Source organism: Lentibacillus daqui (genome assembly GCF_027186265.1).
Lineage (GTDB): Bacteria > Bacillota > Bacilli > Bacillales > Amphibacillaceae > Lentibacillus_C > Lentibacillus_C daqui.
On record NZ_CP114176.1, the window covers coordinates 2,260,930 to 2,274,457 of the forward strand.

Sequence of the window (13,528 nt, forward strand, 5' to 3'; positions counted from 1 at the left end):
ATTGATGTAAGCGATACGGATTACCCACTTGTTAGCTCCATTTCAAATTCAGCAGCAATACCTATAATCACCCAATAATAATCCTTTCCTTAGGATAATGGTAATTCCCCGGACTTTTCTTCTTCTTAAACGTCAGCAAAAAGGTAATAATTCCAATCCTGCCAATGAACATGAGGATCATCAAAACAATCTTGCTTATGACAGTCAATTTTCCAGTAATACCAAGTGACAGTCCGACCGTTCCAAAGGCCGAGGTAACTTCAAATAAAAGTGTTGAAGTGGAAAATGGCTCCAAAACAGACAGTAGCAGCACTGAACCATAAACAAAAATGATCGCCATTAATGTTACGGTGACCGCTTTTTGCAAGTCTTCTTCGTGAATTTCACGTCTGAACAAACGAATATTTTTGCCGCCACGGGCAAATGTAATCAGAAAAATAATCACCAGGGCAAATGTGGTCGTCCGAATTCCTCCACCTGAACTGCTTGGCGAGGCACCAATAAACATTAAAAATGACATGAACAGCTGATTTGGTTCCGTCAATTGGCTGACATCAAGCGTAGACAGCCCGGCACTCCTGGTTGTCACCGATTGAAATAGAGCATAAAACAATACCTGATGCCATGATTTACCACTAAAATAACCGTTTAAATCAAACAAAGCAATAAAAATCGTCCCGATAACAACTAAACTAAAAAATGTAATAGTCGTTACTTTAGTAAACAGGGAAAAACGAAACCGACGATGATTGCCCGACCTGGAAAACAAATATTCCTTTGTCTCCACTAAAACCGGATAACCGATAGCCCCAAAAATAATCAACAATATATTAATAAACTGGATAAAATAATCGTCTTTAAACAGGATGAGCGAATTCCCGGTAATATCAAAACCACCATTGGTTATAGCGCTAATCACCCCGAAAAAACCGTTTAAATACGCTTCTTCAGCAGTTGGAAAGTATTGCAAAAAATATGTTCCCATTATGATAAACCCGATAAATTCAATCGTTAAAATTACTAATAAAATTTGTTTAATTAAACGAACCATTCCTTCAAAAGTTGTCTGATTCTGATCCGTCATTATTAATCGACGTTCTTTCAATCCGATTTTTTTACCTAATAACAACCAGATGGAAGTTCCTATTGCCATCACCCCTACCCCGCCCAATTGCAAGATCAGGCAAAGCAGAATATATCCAGTTGTACTAAAGGTGTCGGCAATACTAACCGTTGTCAGTCCCGTCACACTCAGCGCACTCACTGCCGTAAACAAAATATCGATAAACGGTACGTGAACACCATCCCTGTGTGCTACCGGCAATGCAAGCAAGAGTGTGGATACGATAACAGCAAGGAGATAAAAAAGCAGGATTAATTGTACGGGTGATAATCGATTCATTAGTCGGATCAATGGCTGCTTGGAAAACATGTTCTGCCCCTCCTAAAAAATATAACCTCATTATAACAGGCAGGATTCATTAATAGTACTACTTTTTTGGGGCTGACCCTTGGTGGATAGGTTAGATAGAAGCAGTAAATCCTGATTTAAAGGTTTCGGATCGTATTCTATTCAACTTGGACTTATTCTTTTCATTTCGGACCGTATTATGTTCAATTTGGACTGTATTTCTGATTCGGAAAGTTTTTTCAACATGGATGATTGCGTCAGGTCTGACTCCATATGTTATCATAGATTAAAAGGAGTGATTCATAATGAATAAATCAATTCCGGAGATCACACTTAATGACGGTCTCACATTACCAGTTATTGGCCTTGGTACATACAAACTAAATGGAAATGAGGGCGCCAATGCGATAAGCAGTGCAATCGATATGGGATACCGCCTGCTTGATTCAGCGTATAATTATGAAAATGAAGGAACGCTGGGTGAAGCTGTCCGGCGCAGTTCTGTTCCAAGAGAAGAATTACGAATTACATCCAAATTACCTGGCCGTTATCACAGCTATGACAAAGCCGTTACTACCATTCAAGAATCTTTGTATCGGGCAAATCTGGACTATTATGATCTTTATCTTATACACTGGCCCAATCCGAAACAAGATATTTATGTAGAGGCCTGGCAAGCACTTATTGATGCGAAAAAATGGGGCTTGATTCGGTCAATTGGTGTTTGTAATTTCTTGCCGGAACACATTGTACGTTTGGAAAAGGAGACTGGTGTCAAACCAAGCATGAACCAAATTGAATTACACCCATTTTTCAACCAGGAAAAACAACGACAATGGCATGAGGAAAATGACGTGAAGACCGAATCTTGGAGTCCATTGGCCCGAGCAAATGAAGTCTTGCAAAATGACAGGATCCAAGCGATTGCCAACAAACATCAAAAAACAGTTTCCCAAGTGATTTTACGCTGGCATTATCAACTTGGCACCATCCCTATTCCGAAATCGGCATCACCGGCAAGACAACGTGAAAACATTTCAATTTTTGATTTTTCGCTGGATGAAACGGACATGAACGACATTGCAGCATTAACACTACCCGATGGCAGGATGAACGATCAGGATCCTGCAGTATATGAGGAATTTTAAAAACAAAGCGCACCAATTAACAGGTGCGCGCTTTGTTTTTCTAAAATATAAGAATGACAACAAAATAGACGACCATTGCCACCAATCCAACCGGTAAAGCAAATTTTGCATATTGTTTACTGGTAATATCAAGCTTTCCGGCGGCGATAATGTTCGGGATATTTCCCGGGATAAGCATTCCTCCACTCACAAGCAGTCCCAATAACATATCTCTAATGGTTGTACTATCCATGGAAGGGCTAATTTCAGCAGCAGCAAGTGTCGCATTATCCAGTACTGCAGAGATCATGTTAATCCAATACAATATCAACGGATTCAAATCGAGCAAATACCGCTCAATTAACGGCTCGAACCCGGCACCAAGAAACGTTAACGCCATAACAAATAAATATATTTTTAAGCTGCGAATAATAATTTCGCCATATGATTCTGTCTCTGAATTATTGGGCGCCTTCTCTTTCGAACTTTGCTGCGACAGTATTTCCTGTGATTCTTCCCTTGATTTCACAAACATCGCTGCAAGTATACCAAAAATAATTACCCCAGGAATAACATAGATACCAACTAATTTTAAAAGGTAAAAAAAGTCTTCATTCAATTTATTGACCACAACGGTTGAAAGCGGTTCGCCAAGCGGTGTGAGAACAGCCCCCAAACCAATTGCAAAACAAGCCAGCACAACTAAACGGATTTCTGATTCTTTATCCAATCGCAGGACACCGACAATGGCAACTAAAATAATTGCCGCAATAATTGCCGTAATCAAGCTGGAGATAAGTCCAAGAATAATGACAAACAAAGCAATGAATACGCGATACGGGATTGCCCTGCTCATGCCGAGTACTCCTTTTTCAATCGGTGTCTGGAACCATCTAAACAATAAACCGGCGACAAGTACTGCCAGGGTAATATTAATCGGATGCACCAATGCCTCTTTGATTAAAGGCCAATCCAATACCTGACTGACCAGTACCGATAAAACACCCATGATAAACAAAAACATTTCCAAATTCTTTTCAACAAACTTTGTAAACGGCAACAATAATACAAGAAGTAAAATAATGATTAAACCAACGATCAAAATACATTCCTCCTAAAATGTCTAAAGTCTTTTTTGGTACATAAAACCGAGATCCCTGCTTTAGCTGTTTTTTACTTTTATTCAATTTAGAACGTGGACAGATCGCGGTAGTTCTTACACAAACATCCACCGCTTCTTCCCGCCACAAAGTCTGATATGTATTTGGCTCGTTTTCTTCAGTTTCACTGCTTCAAAGGTAGAAATATGTTATCAGCCAAATAGTATCATGACTCCAAATTACCTTATTATCATGTATGTATTTCACCTCGCTTTATAAAATAAAAAGGAGCCCGTCACTCAGGGTATACGTATCCCTTTGGTGACAGACTCCTCCAAAAAATTAAATTACATATTCAATATTGTTAAATATTCTTCCTGCTTTATAGCATAACAGAGAATATTTGGCATGACAACAAAAAATTTTTAAAACCGAGCATTTTTTCATATACATTAACCAACGTTTGAACTAGTGTTGTGTTTAGTAAATGAATCCGGGTTTATTCAGATGTGAACCAACTTAATCATTATCCGCCACTTTCACTAACTGCTTACCAATATTCTCCCCGGAAAACAGTCCAAGAAAAGCATCTGGAATCGAACGAAATCCTTCGTGAATCGTTTCTTTAAACTTTAAATCCCCTTTGCTAACGGCTTCACTAAGCACTTGATATGCTTCACTATAATGCTCCGAAAAATCACCAACAAGGAGTCCTTGCATTTTCGCCCGGGATTTAATTAAATATTGCTGCACCCGCAGTCCCATATCTTTTTCCCCTTTTTTCAAATTATAAGAAGAAATGGAACCACATACTGGTATGCGGGCGAACGTATTTAATTGTGGCCAAACGGCGTCGGATATTTCGCCACCAACATTTTCATAATAAACATCAATCCCGTTTGGACAGGCAGCCTTTAATTGTTTGTAGACGTCTCCCTTCTTGTATTCCACCGCTGCATCATAGCCAAGTGTTCCGGTGATATATTCTGCTTTTTCAGGGGAACCGACAATTCCAACCACTCGTGCGCCAGCGCTTTTCGCCAATTGACCGGCAACTTGACCAACTGCTCCAGCTGCTCCAGAGACAACAACTGTTTCACCCTGCTTCGGCTCACCAATGTGCATCATACCGAAATAAGCAGTCAAAGCGGGCATACCTAATACGCTTAGTGCATTACTTGGTTCCAGCCCATTTAATTCGACCTTTCGAACACTATCAGCATTTGCAACATTGTATTCCTGAAAATCAAGTGTGCCTGTTACAATATCTCCCGGCTCAAACTGATTATCGTTTGTTTCAACTACTTGTGCTACAATTGCCCCCTTTAACGGTGCGCCAACGTCAAATGGTTTGGCATAGGAAGGTGCATCCGACATTCTTCCCCGCATATATGGATCAACCGATACATACAACGTTTTTAATAAAACCTCCTTGTCCCCCGGTGTTGGAACATCTATTTCCTTAAATTGAAAAGTATCATCATTTGGTAATCCATTTGGTCGTTCGCGAAGAATTAGTTGTTGTTGTTTCATCATTTATTGCCTCCTGTCATTTTTCATCATCTTAACTGTATTCCCATCTTGTGAAAAATAAAACATTATCAGTGGATGCAACTTCCCCCAGAAAAATCAGGGATGGTGCAATCGACCCGCTATCTTTGTCTAACTTAAAAAAGCTGATCCCCTTTAAAGGAACCAGCCGCTGTCTAAATAGACTTTTGTTTTTCTTGACAACCCCATCACTGAAATTAGATGACACACCCTATATCATTTCCTTAAATTTATTAATCAACGATTCCCCCTGATATCCTTCCTCAACCAGCTTGCGTAACAGTGCATTAACTTTACTCTTCTGCTGGTCAATAATAGTGCCAAGAAATAACACATTGGTATTGGAACCAATCTCATTGATGCCTACAATCGATGTAATAAAGGTCGCTGGTGCATTACTCTCCTTGGTGATTTTTACCTGCAACATAACCTCATCTCCCCTATTTGCCAAATCCTCAAAAAAGGCTTGATAGGAACGGTCCAAATAGGCCTCAATCACCCAGTGGTCATAGTCATCTTCCTTATTGATAATTAATCCATCTATTAAAGGGATTTCATGCAAGATGATATCTTCTTCAACAGTTTCAAGAGTCTCCAATTTCCTCAATTTGAATGTTTTCATCATCCACCACCTTCCTTTATTCGATTGTGCTAACCGCCAATATATGACATTTCGATTTTCTTGCGGTTTTCATGTTTCCGTTCAGCTCGTTCATCCGAATAACGATCCGTTCTGCGTTTCCATAAACCGGTTAAATTCGTCTGAAGTTCTTCATCTGTTATACCATCACGCAACCGTCCCCGCAAATCATAGCCGGATGAGGCAAAGAGACAGGTATATAATTTCCCATCCGCAGACAAACGAATGCGTGTGCACGTGCCACAAAAAGAATCCGTTACCGATGATATCACACCAATCTCACCTTCCCCATCTTGATAACGAAACCGGGAAGCTACCTCACCATAATAATTTTCCTCCGCCGCTTCAATTGGCATTTCCTCGTGAATCCGGTCAATAATCTGCTTTTTGGAAATAACATGATTCATATCCCAGCCATTGTGGTTTCCTACATCCATAAATTCGATATAGCGTAAAATAATGTCCTTTCCTTTAAAATAACGTGCCATAGGCAAAATCTGGCTTTCATTCATTCCTTTTTTCACGACCATATTCACTTTCACTTTTAGTCCCGCCTGTTTTGCTGCTTCAATTCCACGCAAAACGGGGCGAATCGGAACACCCCGGCCATTAATTTTTGTAAATACATCATCCTCAATCGCATCCAAACTGATATTGACCCGCTTTAATCCCGCTTCCTTCAATTTTGTCGCACGTTTTGGCAACAGAACGGCATTTGTGGTAAGTGCAATGTCGTCAATACCGGGAATTTCCGTTAATTTGGCGATGAGTTGATCCAGATTTTTGCGTAGTAATGGTTCGCCCCCTGTTATCCGGATTTTCTCAACCCCCAACTTTGCAAATGTTTTAGCCACCCGGATAATTTCTTCAAAACTTAACAGCTCGCTCTCAGGCAGAAACGGATAATCATCACCAAAAATCTCCTTGGGCATGCAATACGTACAGCGAAAATTGCATTTATCAATAACGGAAATGCGCAAATCTCTAAGCGACCTTCCAAATATGTCGGTGATTGGTGTAACCTCTTTCACCATTTATAACACTCCTTTAAAATTCTGCTGCCCATCTTCATTATCCAACAGTAACGCATCGACAGTGGATCCCGCGGTGAACCCCCTTGATCCCCCAGGCAAAACCATTAAAGCATTGGTGTAAGCCAGTGAGGTCACAACGTTGGATTTATCGATTCCGGCTGGTTTTATGCCGATATGTCCATTATCATACGTGATGTAACTGCGAACAAATCGGGTAAACGGGTTCGGTTTTGGAAAATCATCTTGTAATGTTGCTTTTACCCGTTTTAAGAATGGTTGCTTGTTAAATAAATAATGCTGAATAATCGGTCTTGTGTATAATTCAAAGCCAACATAGCAAGCAGATGGATTCCCTGATAACCCAAATAATAACTGGTCTCCTTTTACCGCAACCGTTGTCACACTTCCCGGCCGCATGGCAATTTTATTAAACAGCACTTCAGCACCCAACTTCTCGTAAATTGCCGGCATTAAATCGAAATCGCCAACGGAAACACCACCTGTTGTAATCAGAATATCGACTTGATCCAATGCCTTTCGAATGGTTTCATAACTGGAATCAAATTCATCAGCAAGTTTGCCAAAATAATGGCCTGTGGCACCTGCCCGTTTAATTTGTGACATGATCATATATGCATTGGAGTTACGAATCTTTCCCGGTTGTAATTCCTCATCAACGTCCAACAGTTCTGTTCCTGTAGCTATTACGCCGACAACAGGCTTTTTCGCAACTTGAACCTCACTATAACCAAATGTTGCAAGCACCGCTTTCATTCCCGGGTTAATGATTGCGCCAGCCTCAACTAGCACATCTTCTTTGGAAACCTCCGAGCCTTCTGGAATGATATTTGTTCCCGCCTCCAATTTACGTTTCATCGCCATTAAGTTTTTCCCGTCCCGTTCATACTCCTGGCAAACTTCAAACATGGCCACACAATCAGCACCATCAGGTATTTTTGCCCCGGTCATGATGCGAGTTGCCTGCTGTTTTTCCAATGTTTTCGTTGGCACTTGGCCAGCACCAATATGTTCTACTACTGCAAATTCCACCTGATGATCCCTTGACGCATCATTTGTATCTGCTGAGCGCAGTGCAAATCCATCGTATGGTGATTTATCAAATGGTGGAACCGGATGTTTCGCCACGATCGGTTCCGCCAATCTTCTCCCATCACAATTTTCAATGGAAACTGTTTCTGCTTCCCCTTGTTTTTTGTATTGCATAACCTTCGCCACTGCATCTGCCACTGGAATAGGTTTTCTTCTCTCCACCATTATATCAAACCTCTCTGCCAAATTTACCTAAGTTTAGTGTAACAAAAATAGACTGAATTGAATAACGATCCATTCGTAACGTTTAGCGGGATGGTTTTCCCACTGACATCAATTTTAATGCTTTTTACCTCATGAAAATGTGAGAGAGATCACAATAATGTACGAAAAATATAGATGAATGAACATTTTAGCCAAAAGTCCATGACAGTTCCCGCCAATTATCGGCGATTTTTGACCACTTACGGCGGTTGTCACATGTTTTACGGCGATTCCCATATTATGGGGCAAATTCAGTAGTAAAGCGGTTGCCCCTTTTTTGCAATTTTACATTTTCCGGAAAAAAATAAAGCGTATATTTCATCCGAAAAAAACAATCATAACTAGTGACGGTTGTCAAAAACAAAGGAGGAATTCACGTGACTGTTGCAACTCAAGTTAAACAAACATTAGCCGGATTAAAAAGTGCTCAAGCCAGCTTTGAGCAATTTGCCTTGCAAACCGAAAATAAACAAGCAAAACAATTGTATCAAAATGCTGCACAACAAACAGAAACCCTTTTACAAACAATTGAACCAAGAATGCAACAAATTGAGCAGGAAGAACCACAATATAAACAATAAGCACAAAACGACAGGTACCCTTTTAAAGGGCGCTTCGTTCTGGGGCTGGCAACCATCAGCCCCGGTTTTACATAAGGGGTGATGAGATGAAAATCAAACAAAACGTTGCGGTTCCTGCCCTCCTCTTTCTTATTTTATTCGGATGTTCGGCAAATAACGGTACGAATCCAGGTTCCCAATCGGCTGATAATGACAATCACGTGGAGTTTACCAAGTTTGATAAAACCGCCTCTGACGATTTTATCGATCAAGATGCAGCAAATGAGGCAAAAAAGGTATTAAGTAAATTTGAAGATATTAAAGCCATTAAAGCTGTTAATACAAAAAAATACCTATTAGTTGCGGTTCAAGTGCACCATAACAAGCGTTTTCAACTGGATGACCTGGAAAAAAAATATTCCAAAGTACTAAAGAAAAAATTCCCGAAATACCAAACGAAATTATCAACCGATCAAAAACTTTGGGTCGAATTAAATGAGCTGGAGCAAGCTATTAATGATAACAAAATCTCCAATAATAAATTGGAAAAGCAAGTGAAGCACATGATTAAACTAAGTAAGGAACAAACCTGATTAAGCAAGTTTAGATCTTATTTGGAAGAGAGTGATGGACGATGGCTGATAATAAAAAGAAAAATTTGCCTCCGGAAGCACAAAGATACCAAGCTATGCAAAAAAAACAGGAAACAAAACGACCAGTCTTTAAGAATTGTATCAAGGCCTTTCTCATTGGTGGCCTCATTTGTTTGATTGGACAATTTATTTCCATGTTTTATATTTATTATTTTGATTTCACGGAGCAAACAGCTGGCAATCCAACAACTGCTACCTTAATATTCATTACCATGTTATTAACTGGATTTGGTATTTATGATCGGATTGGCCAATTTGCTGGCGCAGGTGCTGCCGTTCCGGTTACTGGATTCGGAAATTCGGTTATTTCTGCGGCTATTGAGCATCGTCCGGAAGGGTTTGTGCTTGGCGTTGGCGGCAACATGTTTAAACTGGCTGGTTCAGTCATTGCGATCGGGGTATTTTCTGCATTTATCATCGCATTAATTAAAACGATTCTTATACAATGGGGTTGGTTATAATGCTTACTGGTCACAGAACCTGGATATTTGAAAATAAACCGGTCATTCTGTCTACTGGAACGGTCGGTGGTCCCTTTGAAGCGAAGGGAAAAATTCCAAAAGACTTTGATTTGCTCCATGAAGACACATGGTTAAAACAAAAGTCCTTTGAACTTGCACAGCAGAAAATGCTTGAGGAAGCATGCCAGTTTGCCATTGAAAATAGTCCTATCCAAAAAGAACAAGTTGATTTTTTTGTGAGTGGTGATTTAATCAACCAAATTACCCCAACCAGTTTTGCTGCCAAAACCCTGGGCAGTGCTTACTTCGGTTTATTTAATGCTTGTGCTACATCAATGGAAAGTCTGGCCTTATCGGCATTCCTTATTAATGGTCATGGAGCAAACTACATTATGAGCGGAACTGCTAGTCACAATTCAGCAACCGAAAGACAGTTCCGTTACCCGACTGAATACGGAGGGCAAAAACCGCCAACAGCACAATGGACGGTTACCGGTGCCGGTGTTGCACTGGTTGCAAAAAGTGGCGATGGTCCAAAAGTTACCACAGCAACCATTGGCAAAGTCGTTGATATGGGAATGACCGATCCATTCAATATGGGTGGTGCCATGGCTCCCGCTGCGGTCGATACAATTATCACACATTTAAAAGAACGAGATGTTGATCCTTCTTATTACGATTTGATTATAACCGGAGATTTAGGGTATGTTGGCAGGAAGGCATCATTGGATTTATTCAAGAAGTCCGGGATTCATTTGGATGAAAAAAAATACGTCGATTGCGGATTAACCATTTATCGGGAGGATCAGCCGGTACAATCCGGTGGTAGTGGTGCAGCCTGTTCATCGGTTGGTACATACGGGCATTTTATGAACCGTATGCGCCGTGGCGAAATTCAACGCATGCTGGTCGTGGCTACAGGTGCCTTGCATTCTCCAGTAAGTGTACAGCAAAAAAAGTCAATCCCTTGTATCGCCCATGCAGTATCCATTGAAACCGGGGGTGATGAATCATGATCTTTCTTTGGGCATTCATAATCGGTGGTGCGTTTTGTGTTATCGGGCAAATTATGATGGATGTTTTCAAACTATCACCTGGCCATACATTAAGTATTATGGTCGTGATCGGCGCCCTGCTGGATGGGTTTGGTTTATATGAGCCGTTAATCAATTTTGCTGGAGCCGGGGCTACTGTACCAATTACCAGCTTTGGTAACTCCCTTGTTCATGGCGCGATGGCTGAAGGAGAAGCTCATGGCATCGTTGGTGTACTGACCGGAATGTTTGAGGTAACCAGTTCCGGTATTTCCGCCGCCATCGTTTTCGGAGTACTCGGCGCGATTATCTTTAAGCCAAAAGGGTAACACAAAGGCTAAAAGTGCCCGGTTAGCGGCAAATTTCTGATGGAAGGATGAGTAAAATGACGATTGGTTCACAGGTGAAAAGCTGTTTTTCATCCATAAAAAGCGCAGAAGCTACCTTGGATTTGTTAGCCAACAAAACAATGGATCAGGAAGCAAAAGAAGTATTTGAAAACACCAGGAAAATAGTTGATGAAGTAAAAGTTGACCTACAGCAACAAGTAATTCGATTAGCAAAGGAAGAACCACAGTATAAATCCTGAAATTCAATTAGGTTTTTTCGAATTACATTTTTGCTTTAGAAAGGAACATGAACTATGCCTTTACCAGACCCACTAGAGGTTATTGTCAGGACATTAATCACGATTGTTGCTCTTTTTCTCATCACAAAGGGCCTAGGGAAAAAACAACTGGCAGAGATGAACGTATTTGAATATATCACCGGTATCGTTATCGGGGACATTATTGCCGTCCATGCCACGGAACTAGATTCCAGTCTTATTTATGGCGGGATCTCTGCTTTATTATGGTTTATTATTCCTTGGAGTATTGAATACTTTTCCATGAAAAGCAAGAAATTACGCAACATTGTTCAAGGTAAAAGTACTGTTCTCATTCAAGATGGTAAAATAATGGAAGATAATTTGAAGAAAGAACGGTTTACCATTGATGATCTGCAAGAAAGCCTGCGCGATAAAAATGTTTTTCGCGCTGCAGATGTTGAATTTGCCGTACTTGAACCATCCGGAACGTTAAGTGTTTTGCCTAAAAAAGAAAACCGGCCGTTAACAGCAAAATATCTCGGATTAAAGGTTCCACCAGATAAACAACCGGAAACCGTCATTATGGATGGCAAGGTTCTACATGAGCCATTGGCAAACCTTTCGTTAAATGTAAACTGGCTGGAAACAGAACTGGATAAGCTAAATGTCAGTATTGAAAATGTTTTTCTCGGTGAGGTGGATAGTGATGGCCAACTGACGGTTGATTTATATGATGACAAAATTGCTGTCCCTAGCCCAAGTGAGAAGCCATTACTGCTGGCAACGCTAAAAAAATGTCAGGCCGATTTGGAACTCTTTGCTTTGGGAACGGAGAATAAAGAAGCAAAACAATTGTACCAAAAAAACAGCAAAAAACTCACAAAAGCAATTACCGATATTACACCTTACCTGAATTAGGATGAATGAGGACTGCGGGTTGCAGGTCAATTCGATGTTGCAACTCAGACGTTACTTTAACCTGGAAGCAGCCAAGAGAATTGGCGTTCCAAAAGATATCCGTGAAACCGTGTTACCGCTTGGTGCAACCATTCATATGGACGGTTCCTGCCTGGCAGCCATGTTAAAAATCGCATTTATTTTTGGTGTATTTAATAAAAACTTTTCCGGATTGGACACCTATTTAATCGCAATCGGTATTTGTTTGCTTTCCGGGATCGTAATGAGTGGTATCCCGGGCGGCGGCTTTATGGGTGAATTAATGATCGTTACCTTATATGGCCTGCCAATTGAGGCACTGCCGATTATTTCAGCTATTGGTGTTATTGTTGATCCCCCAGCAACGATGATTAATGTTACTGGTGACGCAGTTTCCGGTATGCTTGTAAGTCGTCAGTTGGAAGGTAAAGACTGGATGGATCGGAAATAGAGTGAATTGTCTGGCACCCTATCATGGTATGGGGTGCCATTTTTTGTTAAAAATAGTCGTTTGATTTGGCTTCAGTTAAGTTAGTAGGTATACTTTAATAACCCGCTTTTCATAAACGAACTGATATGCTATAATAACAAAAAGAACATGTGTTTTAATTTTTAGACCCTTCCAAACGAGAAATAAGGGTTAGGAGGCTCCAGTAGAGTGAGTAATTTTAAAAATATGTCGGACGATTTGTTGATAGAGACTTTTGAAAAAGCGATGGAATTAAATTTGGACGAGGATTTTTGCAATTTAATCGAAAAAGAAATGGATGACCGTGGATTAGTGATTCAGTATAACACAGAAAAGCAAAAACAAAACAACTAACCGGAATGAAAAGGATTCATTCCGGCTTTACACGCTGGACAAGGATAAGGGCGGACAGTAAGTGTTTTTGTTAATTAGTAAGAAAGTATAAAAACCCGCTTTTTTCTGCTCTTGCCGGGATAAGCACCATCCTGCTCCAGCACCTTTGTTCATAATAACTAACTTCCCTGCGATTCCTTGTATTATAGGTGCTCCCTTCCCACATCCTTTTTTTCCTGGTTGACAACCCATAGTATCCACCTAATCTCCTTATCGGATAATTCTCGACCTAATTTTTCCTTAAATTCATTGACTA

15 protein-coding genes and 1 pseudogene are annotated in these 13,528 nt (G+C 40.4%); 10 read left to right on the forward strand and 6 right to left on the reverse strand.

Annotation, left to right across the window (positions count from 1 at the left end):
• Positions 1–67: 67 nt before the first annotated feature.
• Positions 68–1,432, reverse strand: coding sequence for a TrkH family potassium uptake protein (locus tag O2S85_RS11410; protein WP_269409462.1), 1,365 nt, complete (start codon positions 1,430–1,432; stop codon positions 68–70).
• 284 nt (positions 1,433–1,716) lie between these two features.
• Here O2S85_RS11410 and O2S85_RS11415 point away from each other — a divergent pair, with 284 nt between their 5' ends.
• Positions 1,717–2,559, forward strand: a complete 843-nt coding sequence (locus tag O2S85_RS11415) for an aldo/keto reductase (protein ID WP_269409463.1) — start codon at positions 1,717–1,719, stop codon at positions 2,557–2,559.
• Positions 2,560–2,599: 40 nt separating this feature from the next.
• Here the strand turns inward: O2S85_RS11415 and O2S85_RS11420 are convergent, their stop codons facing one another.
• The 5 genes from O2S85_RS11420 to O2S85_RS11440 all read right to left on the reverse strand — a co-directional run bounded on the left by O2S85_RS11420 (position 2,600) and on the right by O2S85_RS11440 (position 8,138).
• The gene (locus O2S85_RS11420; RefSeq protein WP_269409464.1) at positions 2,600–3,640 is read right to left on the reverse strand and encodes a DUF1646 family protein; all 1,041 of its coding nucleotides are present in this window, start codon (positions 3,638–3,640) and stop codon (positions 2,600–2,602) included.
• A 517-nt stretch (positions 3,641–4,157) separates the two neighbouring features.
• Positions 4,158–5,174, reverse strand: a complete 1,017-nt coding sequence (locus O2S85_RS11425) for an NADP-dependent oxidoreductase (protein ID WP_269409465.1) — start codon at positions 5,172–5,174, stop codon at positions 4,158–4,160.
• A gap of 226 nt (positions 5,175–5,400) precedes the next feature.
• The gene (locus O2S85_RS11430; protein WP_369419409.1) at positions 5,401–5,814 is read right to left on the reverse strand and encodes a YwpF family protein; all 414 of its coding nucleotides are present in this window, start codon (positions 5,812–5,814) and stop codon (positions 5,401–5,403) included.
• 26 nt (positions 5,815–5,840) lie between these two features.
• Entirely contained in the window at positions 5,841–6,863 is a 1,023-nt protein-coding gene (gene moaA / locus O2S85_RS11435; protein WP_269409466.1) for a GTP 3',8-cyclase MoaA, read from the reverse strand.
• Positions 6,864–8,138, reverse strand: coding sequence for a molybdopterin molybdotransferase MoeA (locus tag O2S85_RS11440; protein WP_269409467.1), 1,275 nt, complete (start codon positions 8,136–8,138; stop codon positions 6,864–6,866).
• 416 nt (positions 8,139–8,554) lie between these two features.
• Here O2S85_RS11440 and O2S85_RS11445 point away from each other — a divergent pair, with 416 nt between their 5' ends.
• From O2S85_RS11445 to O2S85_RS11485, 9 genes and pseudogenes are all read left to right on the forward strand, one after another.
• Positions 8,555–8,758: a DUF1657 domain-containing protein gene (locus tag O2S85_RS11445; protein ID WP_269409468.1), complete on the forward strand. Its 204-nt coding sequence runs from the start codon at positions 8,555–8,557 to the stop codon at positions 8,756–8,758.
• Positions 8,759–8,844: 86 nt separating this feature from the next.
• A complete protein-coding gene (locus tag O2S85_RS11450; RefSeq protein WP_269409469.1) occupies positions 8,845–9,330 on the forward strand; it encodes a hypothetical protein in 486 nt (161 codons plus the stop codon).
• Positions 9,331–9,371: 41 nt separating this feature from the next.
• Positions 9,372–9,851: a stage V sporulation protein AC gene (gene spoVAC / locus O2S85_RS11455; RefSeq protein ID WP_269409470.1), complete on the forward strand. Its 480-nt coding sequence runs from the start codon at positions 9,372–9,374 to the stop codon at positions 9,849–9,851.
• Positions 9,851–10,867, forward strand: coding sequence for a stage V sporulation protein AD (gene spoVAD, locus O2S85_RS11460; protein WP_269409471.1), 1,017 nt, complete (start codon positions 9,851–9,853; stop codon positions 10,865–10,867). Before spoVAC ends, spoVAD begins: the two co-directional genes overlap by 1 nt.
• Complete coding sequence (gene spoVAE / locus O2S85_RS11465; protein WP_269409472.1) at positions 10,864–11,214, forward strand: stage V sporulation protein AE; 351 nt, start codon at positions 10,864–10,866, stop codon at positions 11,212–11,214. The genes spoVAD and spoVAE overlap by 4 nt, the downstream gene beginning before the upstream one ends.
• A gap of 56 nt (positions 11,215–11,270) precedes the next feature.
• Positions 11,271–11,474: a DUF1657 domain-containing protein gene (locus tag O2S85_RS11470; protein WP_269409473.1), complete on the forward strand. Its 204-nt coding sequence runs from the start codon at positions 11,271–11,273 to the stop codon at positions 11,472–11,474.
• A 54-nt stretch (positions 11,475–11,528) separates the two neighbouring features.
• On the forward strand, positions 11,529–12,392 hold the full coding sequence (locus O2S85_RS11475; RefSeq protein ID WP_269409474.1) for a DUF421 domain-containing protein: 864 nt from the start codon (positions 11,529–11,531) through the stop codon (positions 12,390–12,392).
• Positions 12,393–12,450: 58 nt separating this feature from the next.
• A pseudogene (locus O2S85_RS11480) lies at positions 12,451–12,861 on the forward strand (dicarboxylate/amino acid:cation symporter); the annotation flags it as partial.
• A gap of 207 nt (positions 12,862–13,068) precedes the next feature.
• The gene (locus O2S85_RS11485) at positions 13,069–13,233 is read left to right on the forward strand and encodes a sporulation histidine kinase inhibitor Sda (protein ID WP_439649395.1); all 165 of its coding nucleotides are present in this window, start codon (positions 13,069–13,071) and stop codon (positions 13,231–13,233) included.
• Positions 13,234–13,528 lie beyond the last annotated feature (295 nt).

Excerpts from the sequence above, each read along its gene's own strand:
- O2S85_RS11410 (WP_269409462.1), bottom strand. The coding sequence starts at position 1,432 with ATGTTTTCCAAGCAGCCATTGATCCGACTAATGAATCGATTATCACCC.
- O2S85_RS11415 (WP_269409463.1), top strand. The coding sequence starts at position 1,717 with ATGAATAAATCAATTCCGGAGATCACACTTAATGACGGTCTCACATTA.
- O2S85_RS11425 (WP_269409465.1), bottom strand. The coding sequence starts at position 5,174 with ATGATGAAACAACAACAACTAATTCTTCGCGAACGACCAAATGGATTA.
- O2S85_RS11430 (WP_369419409.1), bottom strand. The coding sequence starts at position 5,814 with ATGATGAAAACATTCAAATTGAGGAAATTGGAGACTCTTGAAACTGTT.
- moaA (WP_269409466.1), bottom strand. The coding sequence starts at position 6,863 with ATGGTGAAAGAGGTTACACCAATCACCGACATATTTGGAAGGTCGCTT.
- O2S85_RS11440 (WP_269409467.1), bottom strand. The coding sequence starts at position 8,138 with ATGGTGGAGAGAAGAAAACCTATTCCAGTGGCAGATGCAGTGGCGAAG.
- O2S85_RS11450 (WP_269409469.1), top strand. The coding sequence starts at position 8,845 with ATGAAAATCAAACAAAACGTTGCGGTTCCTGCCCTCCTCTTTCTTATT.
- spoVAC (WP_269409470.1), top strand. The coding sequence starts at position 9,372 with ATGGCTGATAATAAAAAGAAAAATTTGCCTCCGGAAGCACAAAGATAC.
- spoVAD (WP_269409471.1), top strand. The coding sequence starts at position 9,851 with ATGCTTACTGGTCACAGAACCTGGATATTTGAAAATAAACCGGTCATT.
- spoVAE (WP_269409472.1), top strand. The coding sequence starts at position 10,864 with ATGATCTTTCTTTGGGCATTCATAATCGGTGGTGCGTTTTGTGTTATC.
- O2S85_RS11470 (WP_269409473.1), top strand. The coding sequence starts at position 11,271 with ATGACGATTGGTTCACAGGTGAAAAGCTGTTTTTCATCCATAAAAAGC.
- O2S85_RS11475 (WP_269409474.1), top strand. The coding sequence starts at position 11,529 with ATGCCTTTACCAGACCCACTAGAGGTTATTGTCAGGACATTAATCACG.